General features: G+C 73.2%; 25 protein-coding genes. 12 read left to right on the forward strand and 13 right to left on the reverse strand.

Translation table 11 applies throughout. The features are described from left to right. Positions 1-134: 134 nt before the first annotated feature. The 8 genes from IE331_RS15400 to IE331_RS15435 form a co-directional block, all read right to left on the reverse strand. Positions 135-962, reverse strand: a complete 828-nt coding sequence (locus tag IE331_RS15400) for a bifunctional allantoicase/(S)-ureidoglycine aminohydrolase (protein WP_192144355.1) — start codon at positions 960-962, stop codon at positions 135-137. Beyond that, positions 959-2,302: an allantoinase AllB gene (allB, locus tag IE331_RS15405; protein ID WP_201931842.1), complete on the reverse strand. Its 1,344-nt coding sequence runs from the start codon at positions 2,300-2,302 to the stop codon at positions 959-961. The genes IE331_RS15400 and allB overlap by 4 nt, the downstream gene beginning before the upstream one ends. A 4-nt stretch (positions 2,303-2,306) precedes the next feature. Then, positions 2,307-2,633 carry a hydroxyisourate hydrolase gene (gene uraH / locus IE331_RS15410; protein WP_192144356.1) on the reverse strand — a complete coding sequence of 109 codons (327 nt, stop codon included), beginning with the start codon at positions 2,631-2,633 and terminating at the stop codon, positions 2,307-2,309. Between the two features lie 2 nt (positions 2,634-2,635). Then, positions 2,636-3,124, reverse strand: a complete 489-nt coding sequence (uraD, locus tag IE331_RS15415; RefSeq protein ID WP_192144357.1) for a 2-oxo-4-hydroxy-4-carboxy-5-ureidoimidazoline decarboxylase — start codon at positions 3,122-3,124, stop codon at positions 2,636-2,638. Continuing rightward, positions 3,121-4,023, reverse strand: a complete 903-nt coding sequence (gene pucL / locus IE331_RS15420) for a factor-independent urate hydroxylase (RefSeq protein WP_192144358.1) — start codon at positions 4,021-4,023, stop codon at positions 3,121-3,123. The genes uraD and pucL overlap by 4 nt, the downstream gene beginning before the upstream one ends. A gap of 11 nt (positions 4,024-4,034) precedes the next feature. Then, the gene (locus IE331_RS15425) at positions 4,035-5,390 is read right to left on the reverse strand and encodes a DUF6986 family protein (protein WP_192144359.1); all 1,356 of its coding nucleotides are present in this window, start codon (positions 5,388-5,390) and stop codon (positions 4,035-4,037) included. A gap of 183 nt (positions 5,391-5,573) precedes the next feature. Next, positions 5,574-6,644: an inositol-3-phosphate synthase gene (locus IE331_RS15430; RefSeq protein ID WP_192144360.1), complete on the reverse strand. Its 1,071-nt coding sequence runs from the start codon at positions 6,642-6,644 to the stop codon at positions 5,574-5,576. Positions 6,645-6,711: 67 nt separating this feature from the next. Further along, entirely contained in the window at positions 6,712-7,281 is a 570-nt protein-coding gene (locus tag IE331_RS15435) for a PadR family transcriptional regulator (protein ID WP_192144361.1), read from the reverse strand. A gap of 175 nt (positions 7,282-7,456) precedes the next feature. Between IE331_RS15435 and IE331_RS15440 the strand changes: the two genes are divergently transcribed. Together IE331_RS15440 and IE331_RS15445 are read left to right on the forward strand one after the other, a co-directional pair. Beyond that, on the forward strand, positions 7,457-9,742 hold the full coding sequence (locus tag IE331_RS15440; protein WP_201931843.1) for a transglycosylase domain-containing protein: 2,286 nt from the start codon (positions 7,457-7,459) through the stop codon (positions 9,740-9,742). A gap of 7 nt (positions 9,743-9,749) precedes the next feature. Then, entirely contained in the window at positions 9,750-11,171 is a 1,422-nt protein-coding gene (locus IE331_RS15445; RefSeq protein WP_192144363.1) for a glycosyltransferase family 87 protein, read from the forward strand. Here IE331_RS15445 and IE331_RS15450 read toward each other — a convergent pair. Next, positions 11,134-12,195 carry an alanine racemase gene (locus IE331_RS15450; protein ID WP_192144364.1) on the reverse strand — a complete coding sequence of 354 codons (1,062 nt, stop codon included), beginning with the start codon at positions 12,193-12,195 and terminating at the stop codon, positions 11,134-11,136. The genes IE331_RS15445 and IE331_RS15450 overlap by 38 nt on opposite strands. Then, positions 12,192-13,367, reverse strand: coding sequence for a lipid II:glycine glycyltransferase FemX (locus tag IE331_RS15455; RefSeq protein ID WP_318646837.1), 1,176 nt, complete (start codon positions 13,365-13,367; stop codon positions 12,192-12,194). Before IE331_RS15455 ends, IE331_RS15450 begins: the two co-directional genes overlap by 4 nt. 98 nt (positions 13,368-13,465) lie before the next feature. On the opposite strand from IE331_RS15455, the gene IE331_RS15460 reads away from it, so the two are divergent. The 5 genes from IE331_RS15460 (at position 13,466) to IE331_RS15480 (ending at position 19,331) form a co-directional block, all read left to right on the forward strand. After that, positions 13,466-14,062, forward strand: a complete 597-nt coding sequence (locus IE331_RS15460; protein ID WP_192144366.1) for an RNA polymerase sigma factor — start codon at positions 13,466-13,468, stop codon at positions 14,060-14,062. Continuing rightward, positions 14,059-14,544 (forward strand): carboxypeptidase-like regulatory domain-containing protein, encoded by a 486-nt coding sequence (locus tag IE331_RS15465; RefSeq protein ID WP_192144367.1) that lies wholly within the window; start codon positions 14,059-14,061, stop codon positions 14,542-14,544. The genes IE331_RS15460 and IE331_RS15465 overlap by 4 nt, the downstream gene beginning before the upstream one ends. Before the next feature lie 29 nt (positions 14,545-14,573). Then, a complete protein-coding gene (locus tag IE331_RS15470; RefSeq protein WP_192144368.1) occupies positions 14,574-16,349 on the forward strand; it encodes a S8/S53 family peptidase in 1,776 nt (591 codons plus the stop codon). 7 nt (positions 16,350-16,356) lie between these two features. After that, positions 16,357-18,834 (forward strand): CHAT domain-containing protein, encoded by a 2,478-nt coding sequence (locus IE331_RS17050; protein ID WP_192144369.1) that lies wholly within the window; start codon positions 16,357-16,359, stop codon positions 18,832-18,834. A gap of 62 nt (positions 18,835-18,896) precedes the next feature. Next, entirely contained in the window at positions 18,897-19,331 is a 435-nt protein-coding gene (locus tag IE331_RS15480) for a protease inhibitor I42 family protein (protein ID WP_192144370.1), read from the forward strand. A gap of 70 nt (positions 19,332-19,401) precedes the next feature. On the opposite strand, the gene IE331_RS15485 is transcribed toward IE331_RS15480, so the two are convergent. Further along, on the reverse strand, positions 19,402-20,196 hold the full coding sequence (locus IE331_RS15485; RefSeq protein WP_192144371.1) for a deoxyribonuclease IV: 795 nt from the start codon (positions 20,194-20,196) through the stop codon (positions 19,402-19,404). A 194-nt stretch (positions 20,197-20,390) separates the two neighbouring features. Here IE331_RS15485 and rpsF point away from each other — a divergent pair, with 194 nt between their 5' ends. The 5 genes from rpsF (at position 20,391) to IE331_RS15510 (ending at position 23,847) form a co-directional block, all read left to right on the forward strand. Further along, positions 20,391-20,678, forward strand: a complete 288-nt coding sequence (gene rpsF / locus IE331_RS15490; protein WP_192144372.1) for a 30S ribosomal protein S6 — start codon at positions 20,391-20,393, stop codon at positions 20,676-20,678. A gap of 121 nt (positions 20,679-20,799) precedes the next feature. Then, the gene (locus tag IE331_RS15495; RefSeq protein ID WP_192144373.1) at positions 20,800-21,348 is read left to right on the forward strand and encodes a single-stranded DNA-binding protein; all 549 of its coding nucleotides are present in this window, start codon (positions 20,800-20,802) and stop codon (positions 21,346-21,348) included. Positions 21,349-21,479: 131 nt separating this feature from the next. Then, positions 21,480-21,716 (forward strand): 30S ribosomal protein S18, encoded by a 237-nt coding sequence (gene rpsR, locus IE331_RS15500; RefSeq protein ID WP_192144374.1) that lies wholly within the window; start codon positions 21,480-21,482, stop codon positions 21,714-21,716. Positions 21,717-21,727: 11 nt separating this feature from the next. Beyond that, positions 21,728-22,174, forward strand: a complete 447-nt coding sequence (rplI, locus tag IE331_RS15505; RefSeq protein WP_192144375.1) for a 50S ribosomal protein L9 — start codon at positions 21,728-21,730, stop codon at positions 22,172-22,174. Between the two features lie 236 nt (positions 22,175-22,410). Then, the gene (locus IE331_RS15510) at positions 22,411-23,847 is read left to right on the forward strand and encodes a phospholipase D-like domain-containing protein (protein ID WP_192144376.1); all 1,437 of its coding nucleotides are present in this window, start codon (positions 22,411-22,413) and stop codon (positions 23,845-23,847) included. Between the two features lie 40 nt (positions 23,848-23,887). Here the strand turns inward: IE331_RS15510 and IE331_RS15515 are convergent, their stop codons facing one another. Together IE331_RS15515 and IE331_RS15520 are read right to left on the reverse strand one after the other, a co-directional pair. Then, a complete protein-coding gene (locus IE331_RS15515) occupies positions 23,888-24,430 on the reverse strand; it encodes a hypothetical protein (RefSeq protein WP_192144377.1) in 543 nt (180 codons plus the stop codon). A gap of 21 nt (positions 24,431-24,451) precedes the next feature. Continuing rightward, positions 24,452-25,795 (reverse strand): MATE family efflux transporter, encoded by a 1,344-nt coding sequence (locus tag IE331_RS15520; RefSeq protein WP_192144378.1) that lies wholly within the window; start codon positions 25,793-25,795, stop codon positions 24,452-24,454. Between the last annotated feature and the right edge of the window lie 226 nt (positions 25,796-26,021).

Below are 26,021 nucleotides of genomic sequence, written 5' to 3' on the forward strand. Positions count from 1 at the left end.
TCTGCTGGTTATCCATGCCGAACAGCAGCCCGTGTGATGCCGACCACACTACCCGCGGGGAGTGGGTCGCGGAAGGGAGCCGGGCCGGGCGGGTGAGGGCCGGTCAGGGCGGGTCACGGCCGGAGAGGGTGGGGTCAGGCGAACGGCCGACCCAGCCGCGGGTGCCGGTTCACGTCCTTGTAGAGCAGGTAGCGGAACCGCCCCGGGCCCCCGGCGTAGCAGGCCTGGGGGCAGAAGGCGCGCAGCCACATGAAGTCGCCCGCCTCCACCTCCACCCAGTCCTCGTTGAGCAGGTAGACCGCCTTGCCCTCGAGCACGTAGAGCCCGTGCTCCATCACGTGCGTCTCCGGGAACGGGATCGCGCCGCCGGGGGCGAAGGTGACGATGTTGACGTGCATGTCGTGGCGCAGGTCGGCGACGTCGACGAACCGGGTCGTGGTCCACGCCCCGTCGGTCCCGGGCATCTCGATCACGCTCGCGGAGGCCTCGTCGGTGACGAACGGCTCCGGCACGTCGAGCCCCTCCACCCGCTCGTAGGCCTTGCGGATCCAGTGGAAGGTCGCCGTGCCGGCCGAGTCGTTGTGCAGCGTCCACGCGCAGCCGGGCGGGAGGTAGGCGTAGCCGCCCGGAGCCAGTCGGTGCCGGGTGCCCTCGACGCTCAGCGAGAGCTCCCCGTCCACGACGAACAGCACCGCCTCGGCGTCCGGGTCCGGCTCCGGTCGCTGCGATCCGCCGCCGGGGGCCACCTCGACGACGTACTGGGAGAAGGTCTCGGCGAACCCGGACAGCGGCCGGGCCAGGATCCAGAGCCGGGTGTCGTCCCAGTGCGGCAGGTGGCTGGCGACGATGTCGCGCATCGTCCCGTGCGGCAGCACGGCGTAGGCCTCGGTGAACCGGGCCCGGTCCGTGGTCAGCCGGGTCTGGGGCGGCAGCCCGCCGGGGGGTGTGGCGTAGCGGTTCATCGGTGTCCTCTCCGCAGGAGCCGGCCCTCGGGCGGCCGGTCGGTGGTGACGTCGCGGCCGCGCAGCAGCGTGTGCCGGACGGCGCCGGTCAGGTGCCGGCCCGCGTAGGCCGAGACCGGGTTCTTGTGGTGCAGGCGGGCCGGGTCGACGTCCCACTCGCGGTCGGGGGCGAAGACCACCAGGTCGGCGTCGGCACCGACCTCGATCCGGCCCTTGTGGGTCAGCCCGACCCGGTCGGCCGGGTGGGTGGCCATCCAGGTGACGACCCGGGCCAGGGGTACGCCGCGCTCCCGGGCCGCGGTCCAGGTCACCGGCAGCCCCAGCTGCAGCGAGGCGATGCCGCCCCAGGCCAGGCTGAAGTCGCCGTCGCCCCGCGCCTTGAGGTCGGCGGTGCACGGCGAGTGGTCGGAGACCACCATGTCGATGTCGCCCGCCGCCAGGCCCGACCACAGGGCGTCCCGGTTCGCGGCGTCGCGGATGGGCGGGCAGCACTTGAGCGCGGTGGCCCCGTCCGGCACCTGCTCGGCGGTCAGGGCGAGGTAGTGCGGGCAGGTCTCCACCGACACGTCGACCCCCGTCGCGCGTGCCGAGCGCAGCGCCGGCAGCGCGCCGGCGCTGCTGAGGTGGACGACGTGGGCCCGGCCACCGGTCCGGGCGGCCTGCTCGATGACCCGGGCGATGGCGCTGTCCTCCGAGGTGGAGGGTCGCGAGGCGAGGAAGCCGGCGTAGCGACGTCCCGAGAGCAGCGACTCGTCGACGAGGTCGGCGTCCTCGGCGTGCACGATCATCAGGGCGCCGAGGTCGGCGGTGACCTCCATCGCGGCGGCGAACCGGTCGGGCTCCAGGTGGGGGAACTCCTCGACGCCGGAGTCGATCAGGAAGCACTTGAAGCCGAACACCCCCGCCGCGTGCAGCTCCGGCAGGTCGGCCCCGTTGCCCGGGACCGCACCGCCCCAGAAGCCGACGTCGACCCGCACCTGGCCGGCCGCTGCCTCCTGCTTCGTGCGCAGCGCGGCCAGGGTCGTGGTGGGCGGGATGCTGTTGAGCGGCATGTCGAGGATCGTGGTGACGCCGCCGGCGGCTGCGGCCGTCGTGGCCGAGGCGAACCCCTCCCACTCGGTGCGCCCGGGCTCGTTCACGTGCACGTGGGTGTCGACCAGGCCGGGCAGCAGCACCTCGTCGGCGGTCAGGTCGAGCCGTACGGCGGCCGCGGGGGTCCCGGTCGCCGGCCCGAGCGGCCCCACGGACACGATCCGGCCGTCCCGGACCCCGACCGTGCAGGCGATCTCCGCTCCGCCGACGACGGCCCGGGGGGCTCGGACGACCAGGTCCAGCGTCACCGGCTCAGCTGCCGCGGTAGGTGGAGTAGCCGAACGGGCTCAGCAGCAGCGGCACGTGGTGGTGGCCGCCGCCCTCGGCGACGGTGAACACCACGACCACCTCGGGGTAGAACCCGGTGCTGCCGGCCGCGGAGAACCAGGCGCCGGTGTCGAAGCGCAGGACGTAGTCCCCGGCCTGCAGCTCCGTCGGCCCGAGCGACCCGATCCGGCCGTCGGCGTCGGTGGCGCCGCTCCCGAGCTCCTCCCCGTCCGTCCCGGTGAGCCGGACCGCCAGGCCCGCGGCCGGGCGACCGGTGGTGGTGTCGAGGACGTGGGTGCTCAGCGAGGCCACGGTCAGATCTCCTGTTCCAGGCGGAGCAGCGCGATCTCGCGCAGGTTGTCGACCGTCTCGGCGCGTTCGGTGGCGTCGTCGTTGGCCAGCCGGCGCCGGAGCTCGGCGAGGATCTCCGCGGAGCCGCGGCCGGCGGCCCGGATCAGGAACACCCGGTCGAAGCGCTCCTCGTAGTCGCGGTTGCCGGCCGCCAGCCGGGCGACGTCGTCCCCGGCGGCCGGGTCGACGCCGGCCTGCTCGCGCCGCGAGTGCCCGGCGTCGTGGCCGGCACCGGGTCGCTCGCCGATCCGGGGGTGTCCGGCGAGGGCCTGGTCGAGCTCGTCGTCGGTGAGCTCGCGGGCCGCCGCGTCGGCGGTCCCGAGCAGCGCCGCGCGGTCGGCGTACGGGCGGCCGGAGGCGACGTCCTCCACCCAGCGGGGCACCGCCAGGCAGCGGGCGAGCCGGGCCCGGACCTCGTCGTCGCCCAGCGCGTTCAGCTCCGCCAGGGTCATGACTGCCGCCCCGGCTCCTCGGACCGGGCGTCCGGCTCGCGGCGCACGGTCGCCTCGATCAGCCCGTAGGGACGGTCGGCGGCATGGAAGACCTCGCCCTCGTTCTCCAGCCCGAACGGCGAGAGGTCGACGAGGAAGTGATGCTTGTTGGGTGCCGAGAAGTCGACCTCGACGACCTCGGGGAAGGCGTCGAGGACGGCGCTGCCCATCCGGTAGAGCGTCTCCTGGAGCGCCCGGCTGTACGTCGTGGCGAAGCCGGCCAGCAGCGTCCGGCGGACGGCGGCGTGTCGTCCGTCCCAGTCGGTGTCGGGCCCGGTGTCGCCGGTATAGGTCCAGCGCGCCGTCAGCGCGGTGGAGAGCACCCGGTCCCGGGCCTCGGCCAGTGTCGTGTACTCGTCGGTGAGGAAGCCGGTGAACTCCGAGCCGGTCGACTTCAGCAGCACCAGGTCGCGGAGCCCGGAGGTCACCACGACCTCCTCGTCGGTCCCGCGGCCCTCGACGGTGACCTCGGTGGTGCGGGTCTCGGTGCCGCGGCGGGAGAACGCGTGGTCGTGGCCGGACCCGTCCACCTGGATCCGGTCCCAGGCGTACTCCTCGACCGTGACCCGGGCGGCGGTGGCGGCCGGCGCGGCCTCGAGCAGCCGGCGGCCCAGCGCCACGGCGTAGTCCTCCGGGGAGGAGACGCCGTGCCGCTTGGCGTAGGCGAAGGCGGTGTTCTTCTGGGTGTCGGTCGGCAGGACGTGGGACTGGTCGCCGTCGACGTGCGCGGCGGTGAAGTCGCCGCGCAGCGAGGTGGAGACGTTCAGGTCGCGGATGGCGTGCCGGTCGGTGTCCCGGTGGATCCGCACCACCCGGGTCTCCGCCTTGCCGTAGCGGTTGGCGCCCAACACGTTGGCCATGGTCGGAGAAACTACCCCCTGTCCGGGGTCCGGCGGGCCAGGACGAGCAGTCGCTGGGGGTCGAGCCCGGCCGCGGTGACCTCGGCCTCGGTGACGGCGCCGCAGTCGGTGCCGCGGACGACGACGTCGGCCAGTGCCCGGGCGGTGGCCGGCTCGTCGAGCACGCCGGCCCCGTCCGCGCTGTCCCCGCTGGCCGTGCCGCCCCCGCCGCCCGCGCTGCCGGCGCTGCCCGTTCCCGCGGCCGTGTCGGGGCCCGCGGTGTAGCGCCGCAGCCGCTCCGCCGCGCCCGCGAAGCCCTCGCGGTAGAAGGCGTACGTCGCCGCGAACCGGGTCGGGAGCTGGGCCGGGTGCAGGTCCCAGCCCTGGTAGTAGCCGCGGGCGAGCGAGCGGCGGACCAGCCTCAGGTGCAGGGCCCAGGCGGCGGCGACCGCGGCCGGCTCGCCCACCGGGAGGATGTTCGTGGAGCCGTCGGAGAGGCGGACGCCGGTGCCGGCGGCCGCGGCCTGCATCACCAGCTTGGCGTGGTCGGCCACGGCGTGCTCCAGGGACTGGTGCTCGGCGGCGATCCCGCAGAAGGCGGAGTAGTCGTAGGTGCCGTAGTGCAGCCCGCTGCAGCGGCCCGCGCTGGCGTGGATCATCCGGGCCACCAGGGCGGTGCCGTCCGGCCCGAGCACCGACTGGGGGGTCTCGACCTGCACCTCGAACCGGAGTGCCCCCTCGGGCAGCCCGAGCGTCGCCTCCAGCCGGGAGCAGGCCAGCACCATCGCCTCGACCTGCTCGACGCTGGTGACCTTGGGCAGGGTGACCACGAAGCCGTCGAGGGTGCCGCCGTCCTCGAGCAGCCGGCCCAGGAAGAGGCCCAGCGTGCGCAGCCCCCGGTGCCGGGTCGGCGCCTCGAGGCTCTTGCACCGGATCCCGCGGAAGGGCGTCCCGGTGCCGTCCCGCTCGGCCGTGGCGAGGGCGGCGGCGGCCGCCGCGACGTGGGCGTCCTCCTCCTCGTCGGGCCGGGTGCCGTAGCCGTCCTCGAAGTCGATCCGCAGGTCCTCGATCGGCTCCCGGGTCAGCTTGGCCCGGACCAGGCTGCTCAGGGTCTCCGCGGACGAGCCGTCGTCCGGCGCGGTGAGCCGGGCGAACTCCTCGGGGTGCCGGGCGACGGCGGCAGCCGCCCGCGCTCCCCAGTCGGGGACCAGGTCGGCGGCGTAGGCGTCGGCGGGGACGTAGACGGTGTGCACCGGCTGGCGTCCGGGCCGCTCACCGGGGAAGCCGGCGGCCAGGGCGGCGTCGGCCTCGGCGAGGCGGTCGTCGAGCTCGGCGGCCAGTCCGGCCAGGGCAGCGTCGAGGTGCGGGTGGACCGGACCGTCGGACATGCGCACCTCCCGGGGCTGCTCGACGGACCGTACTCCACGACGCGCCGGCCCGACACGACAGCGACAAGACAGGGACCCGGCACGACAGCGACCCGGCACGACAGCGACCCGGCACCGGGCTGCGGCCGGTGCCGGGTCGAGGTCAGGCTCCCGAGGGTCGGGTGCGTGCTTGCGGAGGGTGGGTCACTCCCCGCGGATGAACTTCTCCAGCTCGGCGCGCCCCAGGTCGTCGGGCATCTGCACCGGCGGGGACTTCATGAGGTACGTCGAGGCGGGGATGATCGGCCCGCCCACGCCGCGGTCGAGCGCGATCTTCGCGGCCCGCACGGCGTCGATGATGATGCCGGCGGAGTTCGGGGAGTCCCAGACCTCGAGCTTGTACTCCATGTTGAGCGGCACGTCGCCGAAGGCCCGGCCCTCGAGGCGCACGTAGGCCCACTTGCGGTCGTCGAGCCACTGCACGTAGTCCGAGGGCCCGATGTGGACGTTCTTGGTGCCGAGGTCGTGGTCGATGTTCGACGTCACGGCCTGGGTCTTGGAGACCTTCTTGGACTCCAGGCGGTCCCGCTCCAGCATGTTCTTGAAGTCCATGTTGCCGCCCACGTTGAGCTGGTAGGTGCGGTCCAGCACCACGCCGCGGTCCTGGAACAGCTTGGCCAGCACCCGGTGGGTGATGGTGGCACCGATCTGGGACTTGATGTCGTCGCCCACGATCGGGACGCCGGCGTCCTCGAACTTCTTGGCCCAGACCGGGTCGGAGGCGATGAAGACGGGCAGGGCGTTGACGAAGGCCACGCCGGCGTCGATGGCGCACTGGGCGTAGAACTTGTCCGCCTCCTCGGAGCCGACCGGGAGGTAGGAGACCAGGACGTCGGCCTTCGCCTCGCGCAGGGCCGCCACGACGTCGACCGGGTCGCCGTCTGCCTCGTCGATGGTCTCGCGGTAGTACTTCCCGAGCCCGTCCATCGTCGGCCCGCGCTGGACGGTGACCCCGGTCGGGGGCACGTCGCAGATGCGGATGGTGTTGTTCTCGGAGGCCTGGGTGGCCTCGGACAGGTCGAAGCCGACCTTCTTGGCGTCGACGTCGAACGCGGCGACGAACTCGACGTCGGAGACATGGTAGTCACCGAACTTGACGTGCATCAGCCCGGGCACGGAACCGGCCGGGTCCGCGTCCTTGTAGTACTCGACGCCCTGGATGAGCGAGGTGGCGCAGTTGCCCACCCCCACGATTGCCACGCGTACCGAACCCATTGCGGTTTCCTCTTCCTGCTCTCGTCCGGCGGTGCGCCGGCTGTCTGGTGAACGTGTGTGGTGCTGTTCAGGTCTGCTGGGGCTTCTCCAGCGGCGGCTGCTGGTTGCGCTCGGCGTTGATGAGGTCCGACAGCCAGCGGACCTCCCGCTCCACTGACTCGACCCCGTGCCGCTGCAGCTCCGCGGCGTACTGGTCCATCTCCTTCTGGGTGAGGGAGAGCTGGGACTGCACCCGCTCGAGCCGCTCCTGGAGCCGGGACCGCCGACCCTCGAGGACCCGGAGCCGGATCTCCATGTCGGTGCGACCGAAGAAGGCGAACCGGATGTCGAAGTTGTCGTCCTCCCAGGCGGTCGGCCCGACCTCGGACATCAGCCGGACGAACTCGCTCTGCCCGGTCTCGGTGAGCTGGTAGACGATCCGCGGGCGCCGGCTGGCCGGCTCGCTGCTGACCGTGCGCTCCTCGATCCAGGCCGACTTCAGCATCCGCTTCAGCGTCGGGTAGAGCGAGCCGTAGGACAGGACCCGCCCCCACCCCAGCATCAGGTTGAGCCGCTTGCGCAGCTCGTAGCCGTGCATGGGTGACTCCTGCAGCAGTCCCAGGACTGCCAGCTCGATGGTCTCTCCACGACGTGCCACGCACCTATCGTAGCGATATATCGCCGGGTTGCGAACTCGGAGAGGTGACGGGCGGGCCCGAGACCCGGGTCGACCCAGGAATCCTGCGATGCTGGGAGTTCCACGTACTCTTTCCTGTCGAGCACGGCATGCATCCGAGGCGGTCCCCGCCCCGACGTACCCCGGAGATCCCCACGTGACTGGAAAGCGCAAGGCAGCCACGCCCGCGAGTCCCACCCCCCGCAAGGCATCGGCCAAGGGCAAGGGCGCCAAGGGCGGCACCGGCGGCAACCGGTTCCGCCGCGTCCTCAAGTGGGCCGGCATCTCCGGTCTGGTGCTGGCCGTGATGGCCGCCCTGGGCTTCACGGTGCTCTACCAGGCGATCGACATCCCGGACCCCAACGAGGACTTCCAGACCGAGACGTCGTTCGTCTACTACGCCGACGACAAGACCGAGGTCGGCCGCTTTACCACCCAGAACCGCAGCTCGATCCCCTACTCCGAGATGCCCGACTCGATCAAGGACGCCGTGGTCGCCGCCGAGGACCGGTCGTTCTGGACCAACAAGGGGATCGACCCGCGCGGCATCCTGCGCGCCGCCTTCAGCAACGCCTCCGGCCAGGCCCAGCAGGGCGCGTCCACGATCACCCAGCAGTACGTCAAGATCCTCTACCTGACCCAGGAGCGCTCCTACAAGCGCAAGGCCAAGGAGGCCATCGTCTCGCTGAAGCTGCAGCGCCAGACGAGCAAGGAGGAGATCCTGGCCGGCTACCTGAACACGATCTACTTCGGGCGGGGCGCGTACGGCATCCAGGCGGCGGCGCAGGCGTTCTTCGCCAAGGACGCCGGCGAGCTGAACCTGCGCCAGTCGGCGGCGCTGGCCGCGGTGATCAACAACCCGAGCCGGTTCGACCCCGCCAACGGCAAGGACAGCCGCGAGGCGCTGAAGGGCCGCTTCACCTACACCCTGGACGGCATGGCCGAGATGGGTGAGGTCCCGGCCGAGAAGGCCGACAAGGCCGCCCGCAAGCTGCCCAAGTTCCCCAAGATCGAGGCCGAGTCGAGCTACGCCGGCATGAAGGGCCACGCCCTGACCATGATCGAGAAGGAGCTGAAGCGGCTCGGCTTCTCCGACAACGAGATCAACGGCGGCGGGCTGAAGGTCTACACGACGCTCAGCAAGAAGGCGATGGACGCGACCCAGGCGGCCGTCGACGAGGTCCAGCCCAAGGGCCTCAAGGGCCTGCACACCGCGACCGCCAGCGTCCAGCCGGGCACCGGTGCCCTGCGCGGCTTCTACGCCGGGCAGGACTACCTGGACTCCCAGATCAACTGGGCGGTCTCCGGTGGCCAGCCCGGCTCCTCGTTCAAGCCGTTCGCCCTGGCCGCCGGCCTCGAGGCCGGCTACGCGCTCAAGGACCGGTTCCAGGGCAACTCGCCCTACGAGTTCCCCAACGGCGACACGGTCAAGAACCTCGGTCCGGGCGAGGGCAACGACTACGGCGACCAGATCGACATGATCAAGGCCACGGTCAGCTCGGTGAACACCGCCTACGTCGACCTGACCGCCTCGATCCCGGACGGCCCCGAGAAGGTCGTCGAGATGGCCAACAAGCTGGGCATCCCCAAGGCGAAGGCGAAGGACAAGTCCCTCGACAACCTGCGCGACTCGCCCGGCCTGCAGCCGACCTCCGGTGTCGCACTCGGCTCGGCGACCGTGAGCCCGATCAACATGGCCAACGCCTACGCCACCATCGCCAACGGCGGGGAGGCGGCCGAGGTGTACCTCATCGACCGGGTCGTCGACCGCAGCGGCGAGGAGCGCTACCGGCACAAGGTCAGCACCGAGCGGGTGCTGGACAAGGACATCGCCGCGGACGTCTCCTACGCGCTGCAGCAGGTGGTCGACGCCGAGGGCGGCTCCGGTGCCAAGGCGCAGGCGCTGGGCCGGCCGGCGGCCGGCAAGACCGGCACCGCGACGAACGCCGACGACCAGGTCTCCTCGGCCTGGTTCGTCGGCTACACCCCGCAGATGGCGACCGCGGTGATGTACAGCCGCGGCAAGGGCAACGAGAGCCTCGAGGGGTTCCTCGAGCCGTTCTTCGGCGGCACCTACCCGGCGTTGACCTGGGTGGCCACCATGCAGCGGCTGCTGGAGGGCGTGCCGGTCGAGGAGTTCCCGGAGCCGGCGTTCGTGGACGGCGACGCCCCCGAGGAGGACCACGAGCCGTACACGCCGCCGCCCCCGCCGCCGACGACCTCGCAGCCCTCGCCCACCAAGGCGCCGAGCTCGAAGAAGCCCTCGCCGACGCCGACCCCGACGCCGACCCCGACGCCGAGCCCGACGAAGACCAAGGGACCGGACTGCGAGAAGAACCCGGAGAACCCGCAGTGCGTCCTCACCCCGGATCCGGAACCGTCGGAGTCGCAGACCACGGACGGGCAGGCGGCCGGTCGCGAGACCGAGTCCGCCGGCGGCTGAGGCACCGGTGAGGCCGCCGGACCCCTTCGGCGACCGGGTGCACCCGACCCGGGAGGACCCGGTGGTGGCGGCGGTCAGCGAGGGGGTGGGCGGCCCCCTCGGCAGCCATGCGGCACCCCACCGCTGGTGGACGCCGCTGCGGGTGGTGCTGGCCCTGACCGCCCTGTGCTTCGTGCTCGGGATGGCCCAGAAGGCCCCCTGCTACCAGGACAGCTGGCTGGACGGCCAGCAGCGCTACACCGCGATGTGCTACTCCGACCTGCCCTACCTCTACGTCGATCGCGGCTTCGTCGAGCTGGAGTGGCCCTACAGCGACGACCCGGGCACCCGGGCCCGCTTCGACGTCATGGAGTACCCCGTCGGCATCTCCTACTTCGCGTGGGGCGCGGCCTGGGCCACCCACTGGCTCAGCGGGTCACCCGACGTGGTGCCCCGGTCAGCGGTGCCGACCGGCGACCTCTACGAGGACGACCGGGTGGTCGGAGAGATGCGCACCTACGTCACCGTGAGCGCCGTACTCCTGGGTCTGGTGGCGCTGCTCTCGGCGTGGCTGCTGGTGCGCACCCACCGGGACCGGCCGTGGGACGCCGCGATGTTCGCGCTCTCGCCCGCGCTGCTGCTCACCGGCCTGGTGAACTGGGACCTGCTCGCGGTCGGACTGGTCGCCGGCGCGCTCTGGGCCTGGTCGCGGGACCGGCCGGTGCTCACCGGGGTGCTCATCGGCCTCGGGACCGCCACCAAGCTCTACCCGCTGTTCCTCCTCGGCGGGGTGCTGGTGATCTGCCTGCGCCGACGCTCGTTCGCCGACCTCGCCCGCGTCGTCGGCTCCGCGCTCGCGGCCTGGCTGGTCGCCAACGCGCCCGCCCTCCTGACCGGTCCGCGGGAGTGGACGGTGTTCTGGACCTTCAACTCCGACCGTGGTGCCGACCTGGGCAGCCTGTGGCTGGTGTGGGCGCAGGCCGTCGGCCCGGTGTCGGCGGAGACGATCAACACCACCTCGTGGGTGTTCTTCCTCGCCTGGTGCCTCGGCGTGCTCGCGCTGGGTCTGCTCGCCCCCGAGACGCCGCGGCTGGCCCAGCTCGGGTTCCTCGTCGTGGCGGGGTTCCTGCTGGTCAACAAGGTCTACTCACCGCAGTACGTGCTCTGGCTGCTGCCGCTCGCGGTGCTGGCCCGGCCCCGCTGGCGGGACCAGATCGTGTGGCAGGCCGGCGAGATTTTCTACTTCGCCGCGGTGTGGTGGTACCTCGGCGACCTCCTCGAGCCGGGTGCCGGCTCCGATGCCGGGGCCTACTGGCTGGCGATCGTGGTCCGGGTCGCCTGCGAGCTCTACCTGGTCGCGATCGTGACCCGCGACGTGCTGGTGCCCCGCCACGACCCCGTCCCAAGGGGATTCAGGAGAACTGGACTCGGTCGAACGAGGTGGCGGTGAACCGGACCCGGACGTCGACCTCGTCGCCGATCTCGGGCACCGGCGCCCCCGCCGGCAGGAAGAGCATCGAGGCCTGCATGTGCGGCGGCTCGGCGAAGAGCCGCGGCTTCCCGCCGATGCTGTACGGCGACCGGACCAGGCCGACGGCGTCCAGACCGCCGCGGGCCAGCGCCGCGGCCCGGGCCCGGACCGTCCCGGCCCCGGTCGGGGCCTCGAGGCCGATGCCGTGGGCAGTGCCGCCGCTGACCACGAGGATCGTGCCGGCCCGTGGCGCGGAGCGGCCGCGGTAGCCGTAGACGGCCCCGCGGTCCACGGGGTGCACGTCGAGCACGGTCGCCCTGGCCCGGAGCGCCTCGCGGTCGCCGAGCCAGAGGTCGGTCCCGGTGCGCGGCCGGATCGTGAAGTCCGGCCAGTCCCGGGCCAGGGCGGCCAGCTCGTCGTCGGTGAGGTGGCTGACGAACACGGTGCGGGTGGGCAGCCCGGCGGCGACCACGTCGGTCAGCAGCCGCCGGACCTCCGCGAGGTGCGACCCGCCGGTCATCGGCAGGTGGAACGCCACCCCTTCGAGCCCCTCGAGCCGCCCGTCGTCGCCGGACCCGGACCGCGCCTCGGCCAGCTCGCGCAGCTGGGTCGCGGTCATGCCGTGCCGCAGCATCGAGGTGACGTGCTCGAGCACGAAGCGGGCACCGGGCTCGGTGTCCAGGAGCCGGGCCAGGTCGTCGGGGCGGCTCACCGTGTGGATCACCCGCGGGTCGCTGCTGGCCCGGTCCGCGGCGCCGAAGGGGCGCCAGGGCGTGAGCACGAGCAGGGATCCGGGGAACGCGGACTCGGCGGCCGGCAGCTCGTCGTAGGTCCCGACGGCGAGCACGTCGACGCCGAGGGCGGCGGCCTCGGCTGCCAGCGTCTCCACCGAGACGCCGTAGCCGTTGCCCTTCGCGACCGGCACCAGCCCGGGGCGGCGCTCCAGCACCCGCTGCTGGTTGGCCCGGAACCGGGCCCGGTCGACGTACAGCGTGAGGCTCATCCGCGCCGCCTCAGGTAGAGCGCGAACGCCGCGTAGATCGCCCGGTTGACCGGGAGGTCCCACTCGCCGGCGTACTCCATCGCCTCGCCGCCGGTGCCGACCTTGAACTGGATCAGCCCCACGTGGCTGTCGTCGGAGTCGAGGGTGTCGGTGATGCCCCGCAGGTCGTAGAGGGCGGCGCCGGCCGCGATCGCGTCCTGGATCATCGCCCACTGCACGGCGTTGGAGCCGCGGACGTCGCGCTTCTCGCTCGACGAGGCGCCGTAGGAGTACCAGACGTGGCTGCCGACCCGGATCCCGATCGTGGCGCCGACCAGCTCCCCCTCGTGCCGGGCGGCGTAGAGCCGGATCCGGTCCGGCTCCTCGGCGGCGAGCGCGGAGACCATCGTGGCGAAGTAGGACCGGGGCCGGGGGGTGAACCCGTCCCGCTCGGCGGTGTGCAGGTAGAGGTCGTGGAAGGCGCTCAGCCCGGCCTCGTCGATGTCCGGCCCGGCGGCCGAGGTCACCTCGACGCCGGCCTTGGCGGCCTTCTTGATGTTGCGCCGCCACTGCTGGTTCATCCCGCGGAGTACGTCGTCCTCGGTGCGCTGGGTGCCGTCGGCGTCCCGCAGCGGGATCGCGAAGTTGTACTGGGGCTGCCCGGCGGCGAACCCGCCCTCGACGGCCTGGGGCCGCCAGCCGAGCTCACGCAGCCGGCCGGTCACCCGGGCGCCCACGACGGTGCGCTCCTCGGGGGCCACCTCACCGAGCCGCCGGACCTCGTCGCTGGCGATGCCCTCCTTCACCTGGGCGGCGGTCCAGCGACGGGTGACCACGGGGGGACCCATGCGGACGCCGAAGGCCCCCTCGCTCCGCAGGTGGTCGACCATCGGGGTCAGCCAGCGGCCGAGGTCCTCGTCGGCCCAGTCCACGAGCGGTCCCTCGGGGAGGTAGGCGAGGTAGCGGCGGACCCTCGGCAGCGCGCGGTAGAGCACCAGGGCGGAGCCGACCAGCTCCTGGTCGGCGAAGAACCCGATCGACTCCCGGCGCCACTCCCGCTTGACCTCTCCCCAGGCCGGTGTCTGGAGGAAGCTCGCCGACTCCAGCGACCGGACGTGATCCAGGTGCTGGGCCGCGCTGATCGTGCGCACGGTCAGGCGGGCATGGGGCGGCACGGGGGAGGAGGGGGGCACGGCGACGAGGCTACCGAAGGCCGGCGAGGGAAATCGGCGGCGGGAGGTATCAGGAATACCCGGTGACATTCCTGTCCGATGTGACCAGAATGAGTGGGATGGCACCTACCACTTCCCGATCCGGGGCCGGTGCCGTGTGGGCCGAGGCCGAGGAGCGCTTCCGCGGCTGGGTCAACGGGGCGACCGGAGACGACGGGCTCGACGGCCTGGTGCGGGTGATGACGCCCGTGCTCTGGCACGTCGTGCGCGCCTACCGGCTCGAGCAGGACGCCGCCGAGGACGTCATCCAGACCACGTGGCTGGCGCTGGTCCGCCGCCGCGACGCGATCGAGGACCCGGCCGCCGTCGGCGGCTGGTTGACCACGACGGCCCGACGCGAGGCCTGGCGGACCAGCTCCGCGACCCGACGCGCGGTCCCCACCGAGGACGAGACGATCGCCCTCCACCTGCCGCGGCAGCGCTCCGCCGAGACGGCCGCCCTCGAGTCCGAGGAGGCGGACCGGCTCTGGCTGGCGGTGGACACCCTCCCAGAGCGGTGCCGCCGGCTGTTGCGGATCGTCGCCTTCGAGAACCGCCCCGACTACAGCGAGGTGGCCGCGACCCTCGACATGCCCGTGGGCAGCATCGGCCCGACCCGGGGCCGGTGCCTGGCGAAGCTGCGGGTCGCCCTCCTCCAGACGGGAGCACTGTCATGAGCCACACCGATCTCAGCCGGGAGGGACTCCTGGCGCTCGTGCGCCGGGCCTGGACCGAGCACGACCCCGTGCCGGACGGCCTCGCCGAGCGCATGCAGGCGGTGGCCCAGGGGGAGGCGGCGCTGGTCGAGGTCGACCTCGACTACGAGCTGCTCATGCTGGTCGACCGGTCCACCGAGCTGGCCGGCGCCCGCGGCACCGCGGCCTACACGCTGCGGTTCGCCGGAGCGGACCTCGACCTGCTCCTGCGGGCGGTGACCGGGGGTGACGGCGCGGCCCGGCTGGACGGCTGGGTGGCGCCGGCCACCGCCTGCTCGGTCGGCGTGTCCGCCGTGCCCGACACCGGCCGGACCTGGGAGGTGACCTCCGACGAGCTCGGCCGCTTCGAGGTGACCGGGCTGCCCCCCGGGATGTACCGGGTGTTCCTCACCCCGGACGACACCGGCGTCCGGCCCTTCGGCACCCCCGCCTTCGAGATCTGACCCGCCCGACCCCACGAACGGACAGCCGCATGGAGCAGTACCCCGACCCGGACCGGTCCGCCCCCAAGCAGCCCGAGCAACCCCCCGAGCCCCCCGAGCGACCCGCCGGCCGCGACCCGGAGCCGCCGCCGAAGTGGGAGCTGGCCCCGGTGGACGGACGGGTCCTCGACCCGGCCACGGCATTGGTGGTCAAGGGGGTCCGGCCGCGCGCCACCGTGTACGTCGGGCCGCGGCTCACGATCGCCTACCGCGTGAACTACTTCGAGACCCTGGACCTGCTGCGCGTCGCGGCCGCCGAGCTCGGGTGGGACGTCGACCCGGAGGACCCGCCGCCGGTGCGTGCGCCGGGGCCCGACCAGCAGCCACCGGAGCCCCAGGACCCCCAGCAGCCCGCGCGCGGCGCCGGAGGGCTGAGGTTCGGGGTCCGGCGGGTGCGGCTGTCGGTGGCGAACCGGAAGGCCACGATCGCCCCGGACGGCTGGGTGCTCCTCCAGCAGGCCCGCGCCCGCTTCGGCATCGACCGGCTCTCCGGCGTCGGGCTGGACCACGTCGTGCGGGTCGCGGTCGACGCCAACCCGGTCTGGGACGGGAACCCCGTGTGGGACGGGAACCCGGTCTGGGACGGCAACCCGGTCTGGGACGGGAACCCCGTGTGGGACGGGAACCCGGTCTGGGACGGGAACCCGGTCTGGGACGGCAATCCCGTGTGGGACGGCAACCCCTCCGGCGCCGAGAGCGTGCGTGGGGGCACCTCGCCGGCGGTGGCGTCGTACGGGCGGGCCGGCAGCGGCGGCCGGCAGCCGATCGCCTACATCGGACCCCGGCCGCACCGCCGGGCGGACGGCGACCTGCCCGGTCGCCGGCCGGTGGTGGCGATCGTGGACACCGGCTGCGCGCCGCACCCGTGGCTGGACGACGTCGTCGACACCGGGGTGACCCTGGACGGGGTCGCGATCGGGTACGACGACCCGAGCACCGCCCCGGACATCCACGGGGACCTCACCGGTCCGCTCGACGGCTCGATCGACCCGCTCTCCGGCCACGGCACCTTCATCGCCGGGCTGGTGCACCAGGCCTGCCCCGACGCCGACATCCTGGCCTGGCGCGTCGTGCCCTCGTCGGGCCCGATCGTCGAGTCGGACCTGGTCCGGGTCCTCAGCCAGATCGCCGAGCTGGTCCGCCGGCACGTCGACGGCGAGGAGGGCGGGTGCCCCATCGACGTGCTGAACCTCTCCTGCGGCTACTACCACGAGACGCCCGAGGACCGGCTCTTCGACGCCACCCTCCAGGAGATCCTGCAGGACCTCGGCCGCAACGGCGTGGTCGTGGTCTGCTCGGCCGGCAACGACGCCACCGACCGCCCGGCCTTCCCGGCCGCGCTCGGCCCCTGGGCGAACGGCGCCGGCCCGGTGGCCACCGACCGGACCTGCGTCCCGGTCGTCTCGGTCGGCGCGCTCAACCCGAGCCGCCGGACCGACGCCCTGTTCAGCAACGCCGGGCCCTGGGTCCGGGCCTTCGTCCCGGGTGCCGCCGTGATGTCGACGATGCCGCTCTTCCAGGGGGGATCCCAGCCACAGGCCAGGACCCGGGTGCACGGACGCTGGCGCGAGGCGATCGACCCCGACGACTTCCGGGGCGGGTTCGCCGTCTGGAGCGGCACGTCGTTCGCCGCGCCGGTGATGGCCGGCGCCCTCGCCGCCGACCTCCTCGGGCGGATGGACCCGCCGGAGACGCCCGCCGACCGGCCCCGCGCGGTGCGTCGCGCGTGGGACGCGGTGGAGGGTCGGACCCGGATCAGGTCATGATGGAGGCGTGGTCACTCCCACGGAGCTGCACCGCCGCGGCGTAGCCGCGATGAACGCGGGTCGCTTCGACCGGGCCCGCGAGGCGCTGGAGCGCGCGCGGACCCTCGCGACCGACCCGGACCTGCTCACCAGGATCGAGCTGAGCACCGCGCTGGTGCTCTCGCAGACCCGGCGGACGGCCGAGGCCCTGGAGATGTGCGATGCCGCCGGTCGGCGCGGCGGCCTGTCCTCGGAGACCACCGGGCTGCTGCACAGCCAGCGGGCCCTGATCCTCACCCTGCACGGCGACACCACCGCCAGCCTCGGGGAGTTCGAGCAGGCACTCTCCGAGCTGGAGGACGACGTCCTGCGGGGTCGGGTCCACCTGAACCGGGGGATGGTCTACCTCCAGCAGGGTCGCAGCCTGCCGGCCGAGCGCGACTTCAGCCGGGCGATGCGGCACTTCCGGGCGGCCGGGAACGGCTACCTGGCGGCGAAGGCCGGGCACAACCTGGGCTACGCCCGGTTGCTCGAGGGCGACCTGGCCGGGGCCCTGCGGCAGCTGGAGGCCGCCAACCCGGTGCTCGCCCCCGACGGGCCGGTGATGGAGGCGACGATCAACCAGGACCGGGCCGAGGCCCTGATCGCCGCCGGACAGCTGACCGAGGGCCGTGAGCTGCTGCGGGCGGCGGCGCGGGTCTACGGCCGCCGTCGGCTGCACCGCCAGCGCGGCGAGGCCGAGCTGGCCCTGGCCCGCACGCTGCTGCTGGCCGACCCGGCGGCGGCGCTGCGGGCGGCGCGGGCGGCCCGGACGGCCTACGACCGGGTCGGCAGCGACGCCTGGCGGGTCCGGGCCGACGCCGTGGCGCTCACGGCCAGCGTGGAGATGGGGCGCAAGGCTCCCTCCCTGGTGGAGCGCGGCGACGGGCTCGCCGAGGAGCTGGACGGCCAGGGCCTGCACCGGCTGGCCACGCAGCTGCGGCTGGAGCTGGTCCGGGTGCTGGTGCGGCGCGGCCGGCTGGAGGAGGCGCGCGCCCGGCTCGCCGGCCTGCGCCCGGGACCGGAGTCCCCCCTCGCGGTGCGACTGCTCCTGCGCACCGCCCGGGCCGAGCTCGCCGAGGCGTCGGGCCGCCGGGCCGAGGCGTTCCGGCAGGCGCGGACCGGACTCGGCGAGCTGCACGCGTGGCAGAGCAGCTTCGGCAGCCTCGACCTGCAGACCGGGGTCGTGGGCCAGGGCCGGCGACTGGCCGTGGGCGGCCTCCGGCTGGCCGTCGACTCCGGCTCGCCGACCGTGCTCTACGAGTGGTCCGAGCGCGGCCGGATGCTCGCCAGCTGGGTGCAGCCGGTGCACCCGCCGGCCGACGAGCGGACCGCTGCCGACCTCGCCGAGCTGCGCCGGCTGCAGATCGCGGAGGGCGTCGACGGGCCGGACGGCGCCGACCGGGGCGCGGTCCGCCGCGCCGCCGAGCTGCGCCGCCGGGTCCGCGAGCGGGCCTGGCAGACGCCCGGCTCCGGCGAGGTCACCGAGCCGGTGCCCCTGGAGGAGGTACGCCGTGCGCTGGGCACCGACGACGCCCTGGTGGCCTGGGTGGTCGGCAACGAGTGCGTGGTGGGCCTCGTCGTGACCGACGAGCGGATCGTCCGGCACGAGCTGGGACCGGTCGCCCCCGTCCGAGCCCTGCTCGAGGGGCTGCTCCCCGACCTCGACGTCGCCGCCTCCGACCTACCACCGACGCTGGCCGACGCCGTGCGGGTCGGCCTCACGGCCCGGCTGGAGCGACTCGGCCGCCTGCTGGTCGCGCCGCTCCTCCCCGCGATCGGTGACCGCCGGGTCGTGGCCACGCCGTCCGGCGGCCTGGCCGGCACCCCGTGGACCCTGCTGCCCGGGCTCCGCGGACGACCGGTGACCCTCGCCCCCTCGGCCACCGGCTGGGTGGCCGGACGTGCCCGCCCGCTGCGCCTGGGCACCGCCGGCTTCGTCGCCGGACCGCGGGTGGCCCGGGCCGAGGACGAGGTGCGGCAGGCGGCCGGGTGCTGGCCCGGCGCCAGCCGACTCGCGGGCGCCGCCGCGACCGCCGCCGCGGTCGCGCGGCTGGCCGGGGAGGTCGACGTCCTGCACGTCGCCGCCCACGGGCGGCACTCCGCCGACAACCCGCTGTTCTCCGGGGTCGAGCTGGCCGGTGGCGCGTGGTTCGGCTACGACATCGACCTGCTCGAGCGGGTCCCGCAGGTGGTGATCCTCTCCGCGTGCGAGGTGGGCAGGTCCTCGGTGCGGTTCGGGGAGGAGCTGATCGGGATGACCGCGGCCTGGCTGCACGCGGGCGTGCGGTGCGTCGTGGCCTCGCCCTCCGCCGTGGCCGACACCGCCGCCCACGACGTCCTGACCGAGATGCACCGCGGGCTGGCCGGCGGCCAGGACCCGGCCGCGGCCCTGGCCGCCGCCATCCCCGGGCCCGGTGCCGAGGTCGCGCCGGCGCCGTTCGTGTGCTTCGGGGCCGGCTGGTAGCCCGCAGGTATCTGGCGGTCCGGTCGGCGGTCCTCGGTGGTGTCGGACACCTGGGAGGGACCATGACGCTGGACATCGGCCTGGAGAACGGCCTCGACATCGGCCCGGAGAAGGGCCCCGAGAACGGCCTGGGAGGCGTGTCGGGCGCCGGGCGGGACCCGGTCCCGGCACCGCGCCGCGCCGTACGTCACCACACGCTCGACCAGCCCTCGTCGGGGCGTCGGCTCGAGCTGGCGTGCGGTGACACCCTCGAGCTCTCGCTCCGCCAGGTCGGCGGCAGCGGTTCCACGTGGAACGTCGCCGCCGCACCCGAGGGGATCGTCGTCGAGCGCGACGAGCACTACGGGCCGGGCACCCACCGCACCGGGGCGCACTCCACCCGGCTGCTGCGCTTCCGCGCGGTCCGGCCCGGCGATGGGCTGCTCCGGCTTCTGTGCGCGCGCGACGCCTTCGAGGTCGACGCCGTGCTCGACGTGCACCTCACCGTCGCCGCCTGACCGGGCGCGCGGGCCGGCCGTCCCGGCCGGTCGGTCGGCCGGTCGTCGTCGTCGTCGGCGGCGGAGACCGTCAGAGGCGTTCGCGCAGCCACGCGAAGTCGGCCGCGTGCTCTGCGGCCCCGCCGGGGGTCTCGCACACCACCGGGGCTCCCGCGTCCCGGACCACCGCGGCCAGCAGCTCCGGGTCGATGTGCCCGGCCCCGAAGCTCGTGTGCCGGTCCGCGCCGGAGTCGAACTCGTCGCGGCTGTCGTTGGCGTGCACCAGGTCGATCCGGCCCGTGATGGCCAGGACGTCCTCGACCACGGTCTCCAGGGCGTTGCCACCGGCGTGGGCGTGGCAGGTGTCGAGACAGAAGCCGACCCGGTCGGCCTGGTCGGCGGAGCCGATGGCGTCCCAGACCCCGGCGATCCGCTCGAGGTAGCGGGTCATGGCGTTGTCGCCGCCGGCGGTGTTCTCGATCAGCAGGGGGACGGTCATGTCGGTCGCCTCCACCGCCTTGCGCCAGTTGTCGAAGCCGATCGCCGGGTCCTCGTCCTTGCCCAGGTGCCCGCCGTGCACGATCAGCCCCTTGGCGCCGATGGCCGCGGCGGCGTCCATGTGCTTCTGCAGCAGCTTGCGGCTCGGGATCCGGAGCCGGTTGTTGGTGGTCGCCACGTTGATGAGGTACGGCGCGTGGACGTAGAGGTCGACCCCCGCCTCCTCCGCCTCGGCGCGCAGCCCCTCCGCACCACCCTCGTGCGCGATCACGGGCCCCTTGTAGCTCTGCGGGTCGCCGAGGAAGAACTGGACCAGGTCGGTGTCCCGGGCCCGCGCCTGCGCCACGGGGTCGTTCTGGTCCACGTGCGCGCCGATCCGGATGCCCATGGCCCCATCGTAGGAGCCGGCCGGCGGTCCGGATCCACCCCGTCGGCACGATTTCCGGGCGGGGCCGCCTCGCTGATAGCCTGCAGCGTCTCATCGAGCCGGTGCCCCCGACGGGTGCTGTGCCGGAGACGACGCACAGCCCTCCTGCCACGGAGAGACCGTGGCCGCCGAGTCCAGAGGAGGTGGAGACCGCTATGCGTGCCTACGAAGTCATGGTCATCCTCGACCCCAGCCTTGAAGAGCGCACCATCGAGCCGTCGCTCGACAAGTACCTCAACGTCATCCGCAAGGATGGTGGCAGCGTGGAGAGCGTCGACGTCTGGGGACGTCGCCGCCTCGCCTACGAGGTCAAGAAGAACGCCGAAGGCATCTACGCCGTCATCTCGCTGCAGGCCGAGCCGGACACGGTCAAGGAGTTCGACCGCCAGCTCGGGCTGAACGAGTCGATCCTGCGGACCAAGGTCCTGCGCGCCGAGGCCTGAGCCCCGGCTCGACCCAGCCCCGCCGCGCCCCGCCTCGTGCACAGCGCACCGACCCGCACCCTGGTGCTTGTCGGTGCCGACGGGGACGATGTGGGGCACACACAACCAAGGGAGATCTGACATGGCAGGCGAGACCGTCATCACGGTGGTCGGCAACCTGGTCGACGACCCGGAGCTGCGCTTCACCCCCTCGGGTGCCGCCGTGGCGAACTTCCGGATCGCGTCGACGCCCCGCACCTTCGACCGGCAGACCAACGACTGGAAGGACGGCGACGCGCTGTTCCTCTCCTGCGCGGTCTGGCGGCAGGCGGCCGAGAACGTCGCGGAGTCCCTGCAGAAGGGCATGCGCGTCGTGGTCCAGGGTCGCCTGAAGTCGCGTCAGTACGAGACCCGCGAGGGCGAGAAGCGCACCGTCTTCGAGATCGACGTCGACGAGGTCGGCCCGAGCCTGAAGTACGCCACCGCCAAGGTCACCCGCACCCAGCGCTCCGGCGGTGGGGGCGGCTTCTCCGGCCAGGGCGGCCAGGGCGGCGGGGGCCAGCAGGGCGGCCAGCAGGGCGGCAACGACCCGTGGGCCACTCCGGCACCACAGGGCGGGCAGCCCGGCCAGGGCGGTCAGGCCGACCCGTGGGGCGCGCCCGGCGTGGGCTCGGAGGAGCCCCCGTTCTGATCCCCGAGCGGGCTCCGATCCACCCCTGACCAGCACCACCCGAAGTATCCGAATCCAGCCACCATTCCGGCGTACGCCGGGCTCATTCTGAGTTTGATCTGAGGCCCCCGGGCCTCGGGAGGAGCACCACAATGGCCAAGGCAGTGATGCGCAAGCCGAAGAAGAAGGTTTGCCAGTTCTGCAAGGAGAAGGCGACCGGTGTCGACTACAAGGACACCACGTTGCTTCGCAAGTTCATCTCCGACCGCGGCAAGATCCGCGCCCGTCGGGTGACCGGCAACTGCGTGCAGCACCAGCGCGACGTCGCCATCGCGGTCAAGAACGCCCGCGAGGTCGCCCTGCTGCCCTACACCTCGACCGGTCGCTGAGGAGGACTGACATGAAGCTGATCCTCACCCAGGAAGTGTCGGGTCTCGGCGCCGCGGGCGACGTGATCGAGGTCCGTGACGGCTACGGCCGCAACTACCTCGTGCCGCGTGGGTTCGCCATCCAGTGGACCCGCGGCGGCGAGAAGACGATCGAGTCCATCAAGGCCGCGAGGTCGTCGCGGGCGCTGCGCGACCAGGACCACGCCGCGGAGGTCAAGGCCAAGCTCGAGGCCGCGCCGGTCAACGTCGCGGTCCGGGCCGGCGAGGGCGGTCGCCTCTTCGGCGCCGTCACCGCCGCCGAGATCGCCGGCGCCCTCGCCGAGACGTCGGGGGAGTCGGTCGACAAGCGCACGATCGTGCTCGGCAACCCGATCAAGTCCCTCGGAGCGCACGAGGTCTCGGTCAAGCTGCACGACGAGGTGTCCGCCACGGTGGCCCTCAACGTCGTCAGCGGCTGACCCAGCCACCGACAGCGAGGCCCCGGTTCCCCGAATGGGGGGCCGGGGCCCTGTCGTGGCCCGGTCCCAGCCCAGCTCCCGACCCGGTCAGGGCACGGTCAGGGCCGGGTCAGCCGACCGTGACCCGGCGCGCGCGCGATCGTTGGTTGCGGGGACCGGGGACCCAGCGCTTAGCATTGTCTGAGTTGTCGTTCCGCATGATCACATCCGCACACCGTCCCGGGGGAGTCCCTGACATGTTCCGCAGAACAGTGGTGCCCGCTGCACTGAGCATCCTGCTGCCGCTCCTGGTGGTGGGGGCCTACTCCGGCGGCTCGGCGAGCGCCAGCCCGGCTCCGGCGACCGCGCCGCTCTCGGTCGAGCAGGTGCGCGGCCAGTCCGCCAACATCGCGCGGCTCGCGCGGGTCGGCCTGAAGCGCACGGCGCCGGGCCGGACCACCCCGGCCGGGGGGCCGTCGTTCAACAACCCCAACGGCGGGACGATCGCCAAGCGTCGGAACCTGGACCGCATCTACCGCATGGTCCAGTCGACCCTCGGCTACAAGGTCAAGAGCCCCTCGCAGTGCCCCCAGCGGCGCGAGCTGTGGCCCAACGAGATCAAGATCGCGCTCTACTCCTTCAGCGACCCCAAGGTGGCCGACGCCCTGATCCGCGCGCACCGGCGGTGCGTGAGCGTCCAGATCCTCATGAACGACCACCTGAGCAACTCCGACGTCCCCGCATTCGGCCGGGTCCAGCGGGCCCTCGGCGGCTCTCGCAAGAACCGCAGCTGGGCGCGCCGCTGCAAGAAGGGCTGCCGCGGCTACAACGGCCCGCTGCACAGCAAGATCTTCCTCTTCAGCAACGTCCGCAAGGCCACCGACGTGGTCACCGTGGGCAGCAGCAACATGACCGGCAAGGCCGCGAAGGTCCAGTGGAACGACCTGTTCGTCTTCAAGGGCCGCCAGAAGCTCTACAACCAGTACCAGACCATCTTCAAGGAGATGAAGCGGGACAAGGTCGCCCCGGCCCCCATCGAGCGCAACTACCGGGCCGGCGCCATCAAGAGCATGTTCTGGCCGCAGCCGGGTCACACCAAGACGACCGACCGGGTCATGAAGGTGCTGCGCAGCGTGCACTGCGACCGGAAGCCGACCGGCGGCACCGGCTACGCCGGGAAGACCGCGGTGGCGATCAACATCCACGCCATGGAGGGCGACCGCGGCTACTACATCGCCCGCAAGATCGTCTCGATGCGCAAGGCCGGCTGCCGGGTCAGGGTGCTCTACGGCCTGATCGCCCCGCGGATCCACAAGCGCTTCAAGGCCGGCGGCGTCGCCACCCGGCGCACGATCTTCGACCGCGACAAGAACGGCTACACCGAGATGTACAGCCACATGAAGATGGTCGCGATCAACGGCAACGTCGGCAAGGAGAGCGGTGACCGGGTCGTCTACACCGGCTCCGAGAACTTCTCGCACCGCACCGTGGGCGCGGACGAGGTGTGGGTCCGGATCCCGTGGACCAAGATGTGGCGCAAGTACATGAACAACTTCGACATGGTCTGGAAGTCCGACTTCTACTCCAACCCGAAGTACGCGCACTACCGCCAGAGCGGGACCCCGATCCACGCCCGCGAGGCGCCTCCGGAGGACGGCGCGATCCTGGTCACCCAGGAGGACCTCGAGGGCTGAGCCCCACCTTCGCCCGACGACCTCCGGTCGGCGGCCCGCGTCAGCGGGTCGTGACCGGGGGTCTCGCGTACTCCCGGCCGTGGGCGGCGAACAGGTTCCACACCAACCACAGCCACAGCACCACGAAGCCGACCTCGGCGGCCACCAGCAGCCCGTCCGAGCCGGCCGCGTCGGCGATCGCCGGCAGTGCGGCCACCACCACGGCCGCCCACGCGAGCACGCCGAAGCGGGCGGCGAACCTGCGGTCGGTGGGGTCCGCCTCCCGGGCGCGCGTCGCCAGCGCCCGGCAGAGCAGCAGGACGAACAGCAGGTCGGGCAGTGAGGCGGCCCATCGCAGCGACACCTCGGCGTCCCGGAGGGGCTGGTGCACCTGCGGGAACCACAACACAAGCGAGACCGCCCCGGCCACCGCCGCCGTCGCCTGCAGGGTCCCGCGGGCCGGGGTGGGGAGGGTGGCGAGTCCCCAGAGGACGAGGGCCCAGCCGAGGAAGTCCGGCAGCGCGTCGTAGCCGCCGAGGGTGTCCAGGGCGACGATCACCAGGCCCATGGCGATCTTCTGCAGGGGGGTCATCGGCCCGTTCACGCCGCCCACCCTACGGGCGGCTCATCGCAGGCTCGCGCCGGTGACCAGCCACGCCTCACCCCGGGCCCGGTGCAGCAGCACCGCGCCACGACTGAGCATGAAGCCGGTCGCGAAGGCCACCCACAGCCAGGTCAGGGTGGGCGCGAGCAGCGCCAGCGGGGTGTAGACGACCAGCACCAGCAGACCGGCCCAGGCCAGGTAGGTGCCGTCCCCGGCCCCGATCAGCACCCCGTCCAGCACGAACACCACTCCCGCCACCGGCTGCGCGAGGGCGGCCACGAGCAGCACGGTCCCGAGCCGGTCGACGACGTCGGCGTCCCGGGTGAAGAGGTGACCGAGGACCGGGCTGGCGAGGGCCAGCGCGACCCCGGTGACCACCCCGCTCACGACACCCCACCGCAGCATGCGCTGGGTGACCCGGCGGGTGCCGGGGGCGTCGCCGGCACCGAGGAACCGCCCGGTGATGGCCTGGGCGGCGATCGCCACCGCGTCGAGGGCGAAGGCCAGGAAGGTCCACAGCGTCATCGCGAGCTGGTGCGCGGCCAGGTCCGCGTCGCTGCCGGTCTGGGTGACGGCGTACGTCGTGACCAGCAGGGCCGCGCGCAGCGTGAGCGTGCGCACCACGAGCGCCACGGCGGCGTGGGCGGCGACCCGGATCCCGGGCAGGTCCGGTCCCAACGGGGCGCCCTCGCGGCGTGCCGCCCGGGTCACGACCGCGAGCAGGTAGGCCGCGGCGAGCATCTGGGCCACGACCGAGCCGACGGCCGCGCCGGGCATCCCGAGCGCCGGGAGCGGCCCGAGGCCGTAGACGAGGGTGACGTTGAGGGCCACGTTGAGGAGGTTCCCCCCGACGGCCGCGACCAGGGGCGTCCGGGTGTCCTGGAGGCCGCGCAGCACCCCGGTGGCGGCGAGCATCACGAGCAGCGGCGTGGTGCCGAGGAAGGCGATCCGCAGGTACGACGTCGCGTGGCCGGCGACCTCGGGGCCGGCGCCGAACGCCCCGACCAGGGCGGGCGCGGACAGCACCCCGACGACGGTCGTGAGCGCCCCGATCAGGACCGCGAGCCAGAGGCCGTCCACGCCCTGGGCCAGCGCGGCCCGCAGGTCCCCCGCGCCGACCCGGCGGGCCACGGACGCGGTGGTCCCGTAGGCCAGGAACACGCAGAGCCCGACCGCGGTCTGCAGGATCGCGCCGGCGATCCCCAGGCCGGCCAGCTCGGGCGTCCCGAGGTGGCCGATGACGGCCGCGTCGGCGAGCAGGAACAACGGCTCGGCGACCAGCGCGAGGAAGGCGGGCACGGCCAGCCGGAGGATCTCCCGGTCGGTTCCGCGGTGGTCCGGGGGCGGCACCGGTCGAGACCTCACCCGAAGAGCCTATTGACGTTGACCCGACTGGTTGTGTAGTTGGGGAAAACCTGTGAGTTGTGCGGGGCGCCCGACCTCATGTCGACAAAGCCACCGGCCCCGGCGTGTCGCGCACGGCGCGTCTGAGATCGTTCCAAGAAACTTTCCCTCCACAGCTCGGGAGAGCCATTTCCGCAGGTCAGAGCCCCTGAGCTGACCGGTTGTCCGCAGTCTTCCACAGGCCGTT

Source organism: Nocardioides donggukensis (assembly GCF_014842875.1).
In the GTDB taxonomy this organism is placed as follows: domain Bacteria; phylum Actinomycetota; class Actinomycetes; order Propionibacteriales; family Nocardioidaceae; genus Nocardioides; species Nocardioides donggukensis.

Bases quoted from the DNA above. Each gene is read 5' to 3' on its own strand.
- IE331_RS15400 (WP_192144355.1), bottom strand. From the start codon at position 962: ATGAACCGCTACGCCACACCCCCCGGCGGGCTGCCGCCCCAGACCCGG.
- uraD (WP_192144357.1), bottom strand. From the start codon at position 3,124: ATGACCCTGGCGGAGCTGAACGCGCTGGGCGACGACGAGGTCCGGGCC.
- pucL (WP_192144358.1), bottom strand. From the start codon at position 4,023: ATGGCCAACGTGTTGGGCGCCAACCGCTACGGCAAGGCGGAGACCCGG.
- IE331_RS15425 (WP_192144359.1), bottom strand. From the start codon at position 5,390: ATGTCCGACGGTCCGGTCCACCCGCACCTCGACGCTGCCCTGGCCGGA.
- IE331_RS15430 (WP_192144360.1), bottom strand. From the start codon at position 6,644: ATGGGTTCGGTACGCGTGGCAATCGTGGGGGTGGGCAACTGCGCCACC.
- IE331_RS15450 (WP_192144364.1), bottom strand. From the start codon at position 12,195: ATGAGCCTCACGCTGTACGTCGACCGGGCCCGGTTCCGGGCCAACCAG.
- IE331_RS15460 (WP_192144366.1), top strand. From the start codon at position 13,466: ATGGCACCTACCACTTCCCGATCCGGGGCCGGTGCCGTGTGGGCCGAG.
- IE331_RS15465 (WP_192144367.1), top strand. From the start codon at position 14,059: ATGAGCCACACCGATCTCAGCCGGGAGGGACTCCTGGCGCTCGTGCGC.
- IE331_RS15470 (WP_192144368.1), top strand. From the start codon at position 14,574: ATGGAGCAGTACCCCGACCCGGACCGGTCCGCCCCCAAGCAGCCCGAG.
- IE331_RS15480 (WP_192144370.1), top strand. From the start codon at position 18,897: ATGACGCTGGACATCGGCCTGGAGAACGGCCTCGACATCGGCCCGGAG.
- IE331_RS15485 (WP_192144371.1), bottom strand. From the start codon at position 20,196: ATGGGCATCCGGATCGGCGCGCACGTGGACCAGAACGACCCCGTGGCG.
- rpsF (WP_192144372.1), top strand. From the start codon at position 20,391: ATGCGTGCCTACGAAGTCATGGTCATCCTCGACCCCAGCCTTGAAGAG.
- IE331_RS15495 (WP_192144373.1), top strand. From the start codon at position 20,800: ATGGCAGGCGAGACCGTCATCACGGTGGTCGGCAACCTGGTCGACGAC.
- rpsR (WP_192144374.1), top strand. From the start codon at position 21,480: ATGGCCAAGGCAGTGATGCGCAAGCCGAAGAAGAAGGTTTGCCAGTTC.
- rplI (WP_192144375.1), top strand. From the start codon at position 21,728: ATGAAGCTGATCCTCACCCAGGAAGTGTCGGGTCTCGGCGCCGCGGGC.
- IE331_RS15510 (WP_192144376.1), top strand. From the start codon at position 22,411: ATGTTCCGCAGAACAGTGGTGCCCGCTGCACTGAGCATCCTGCTGCCG.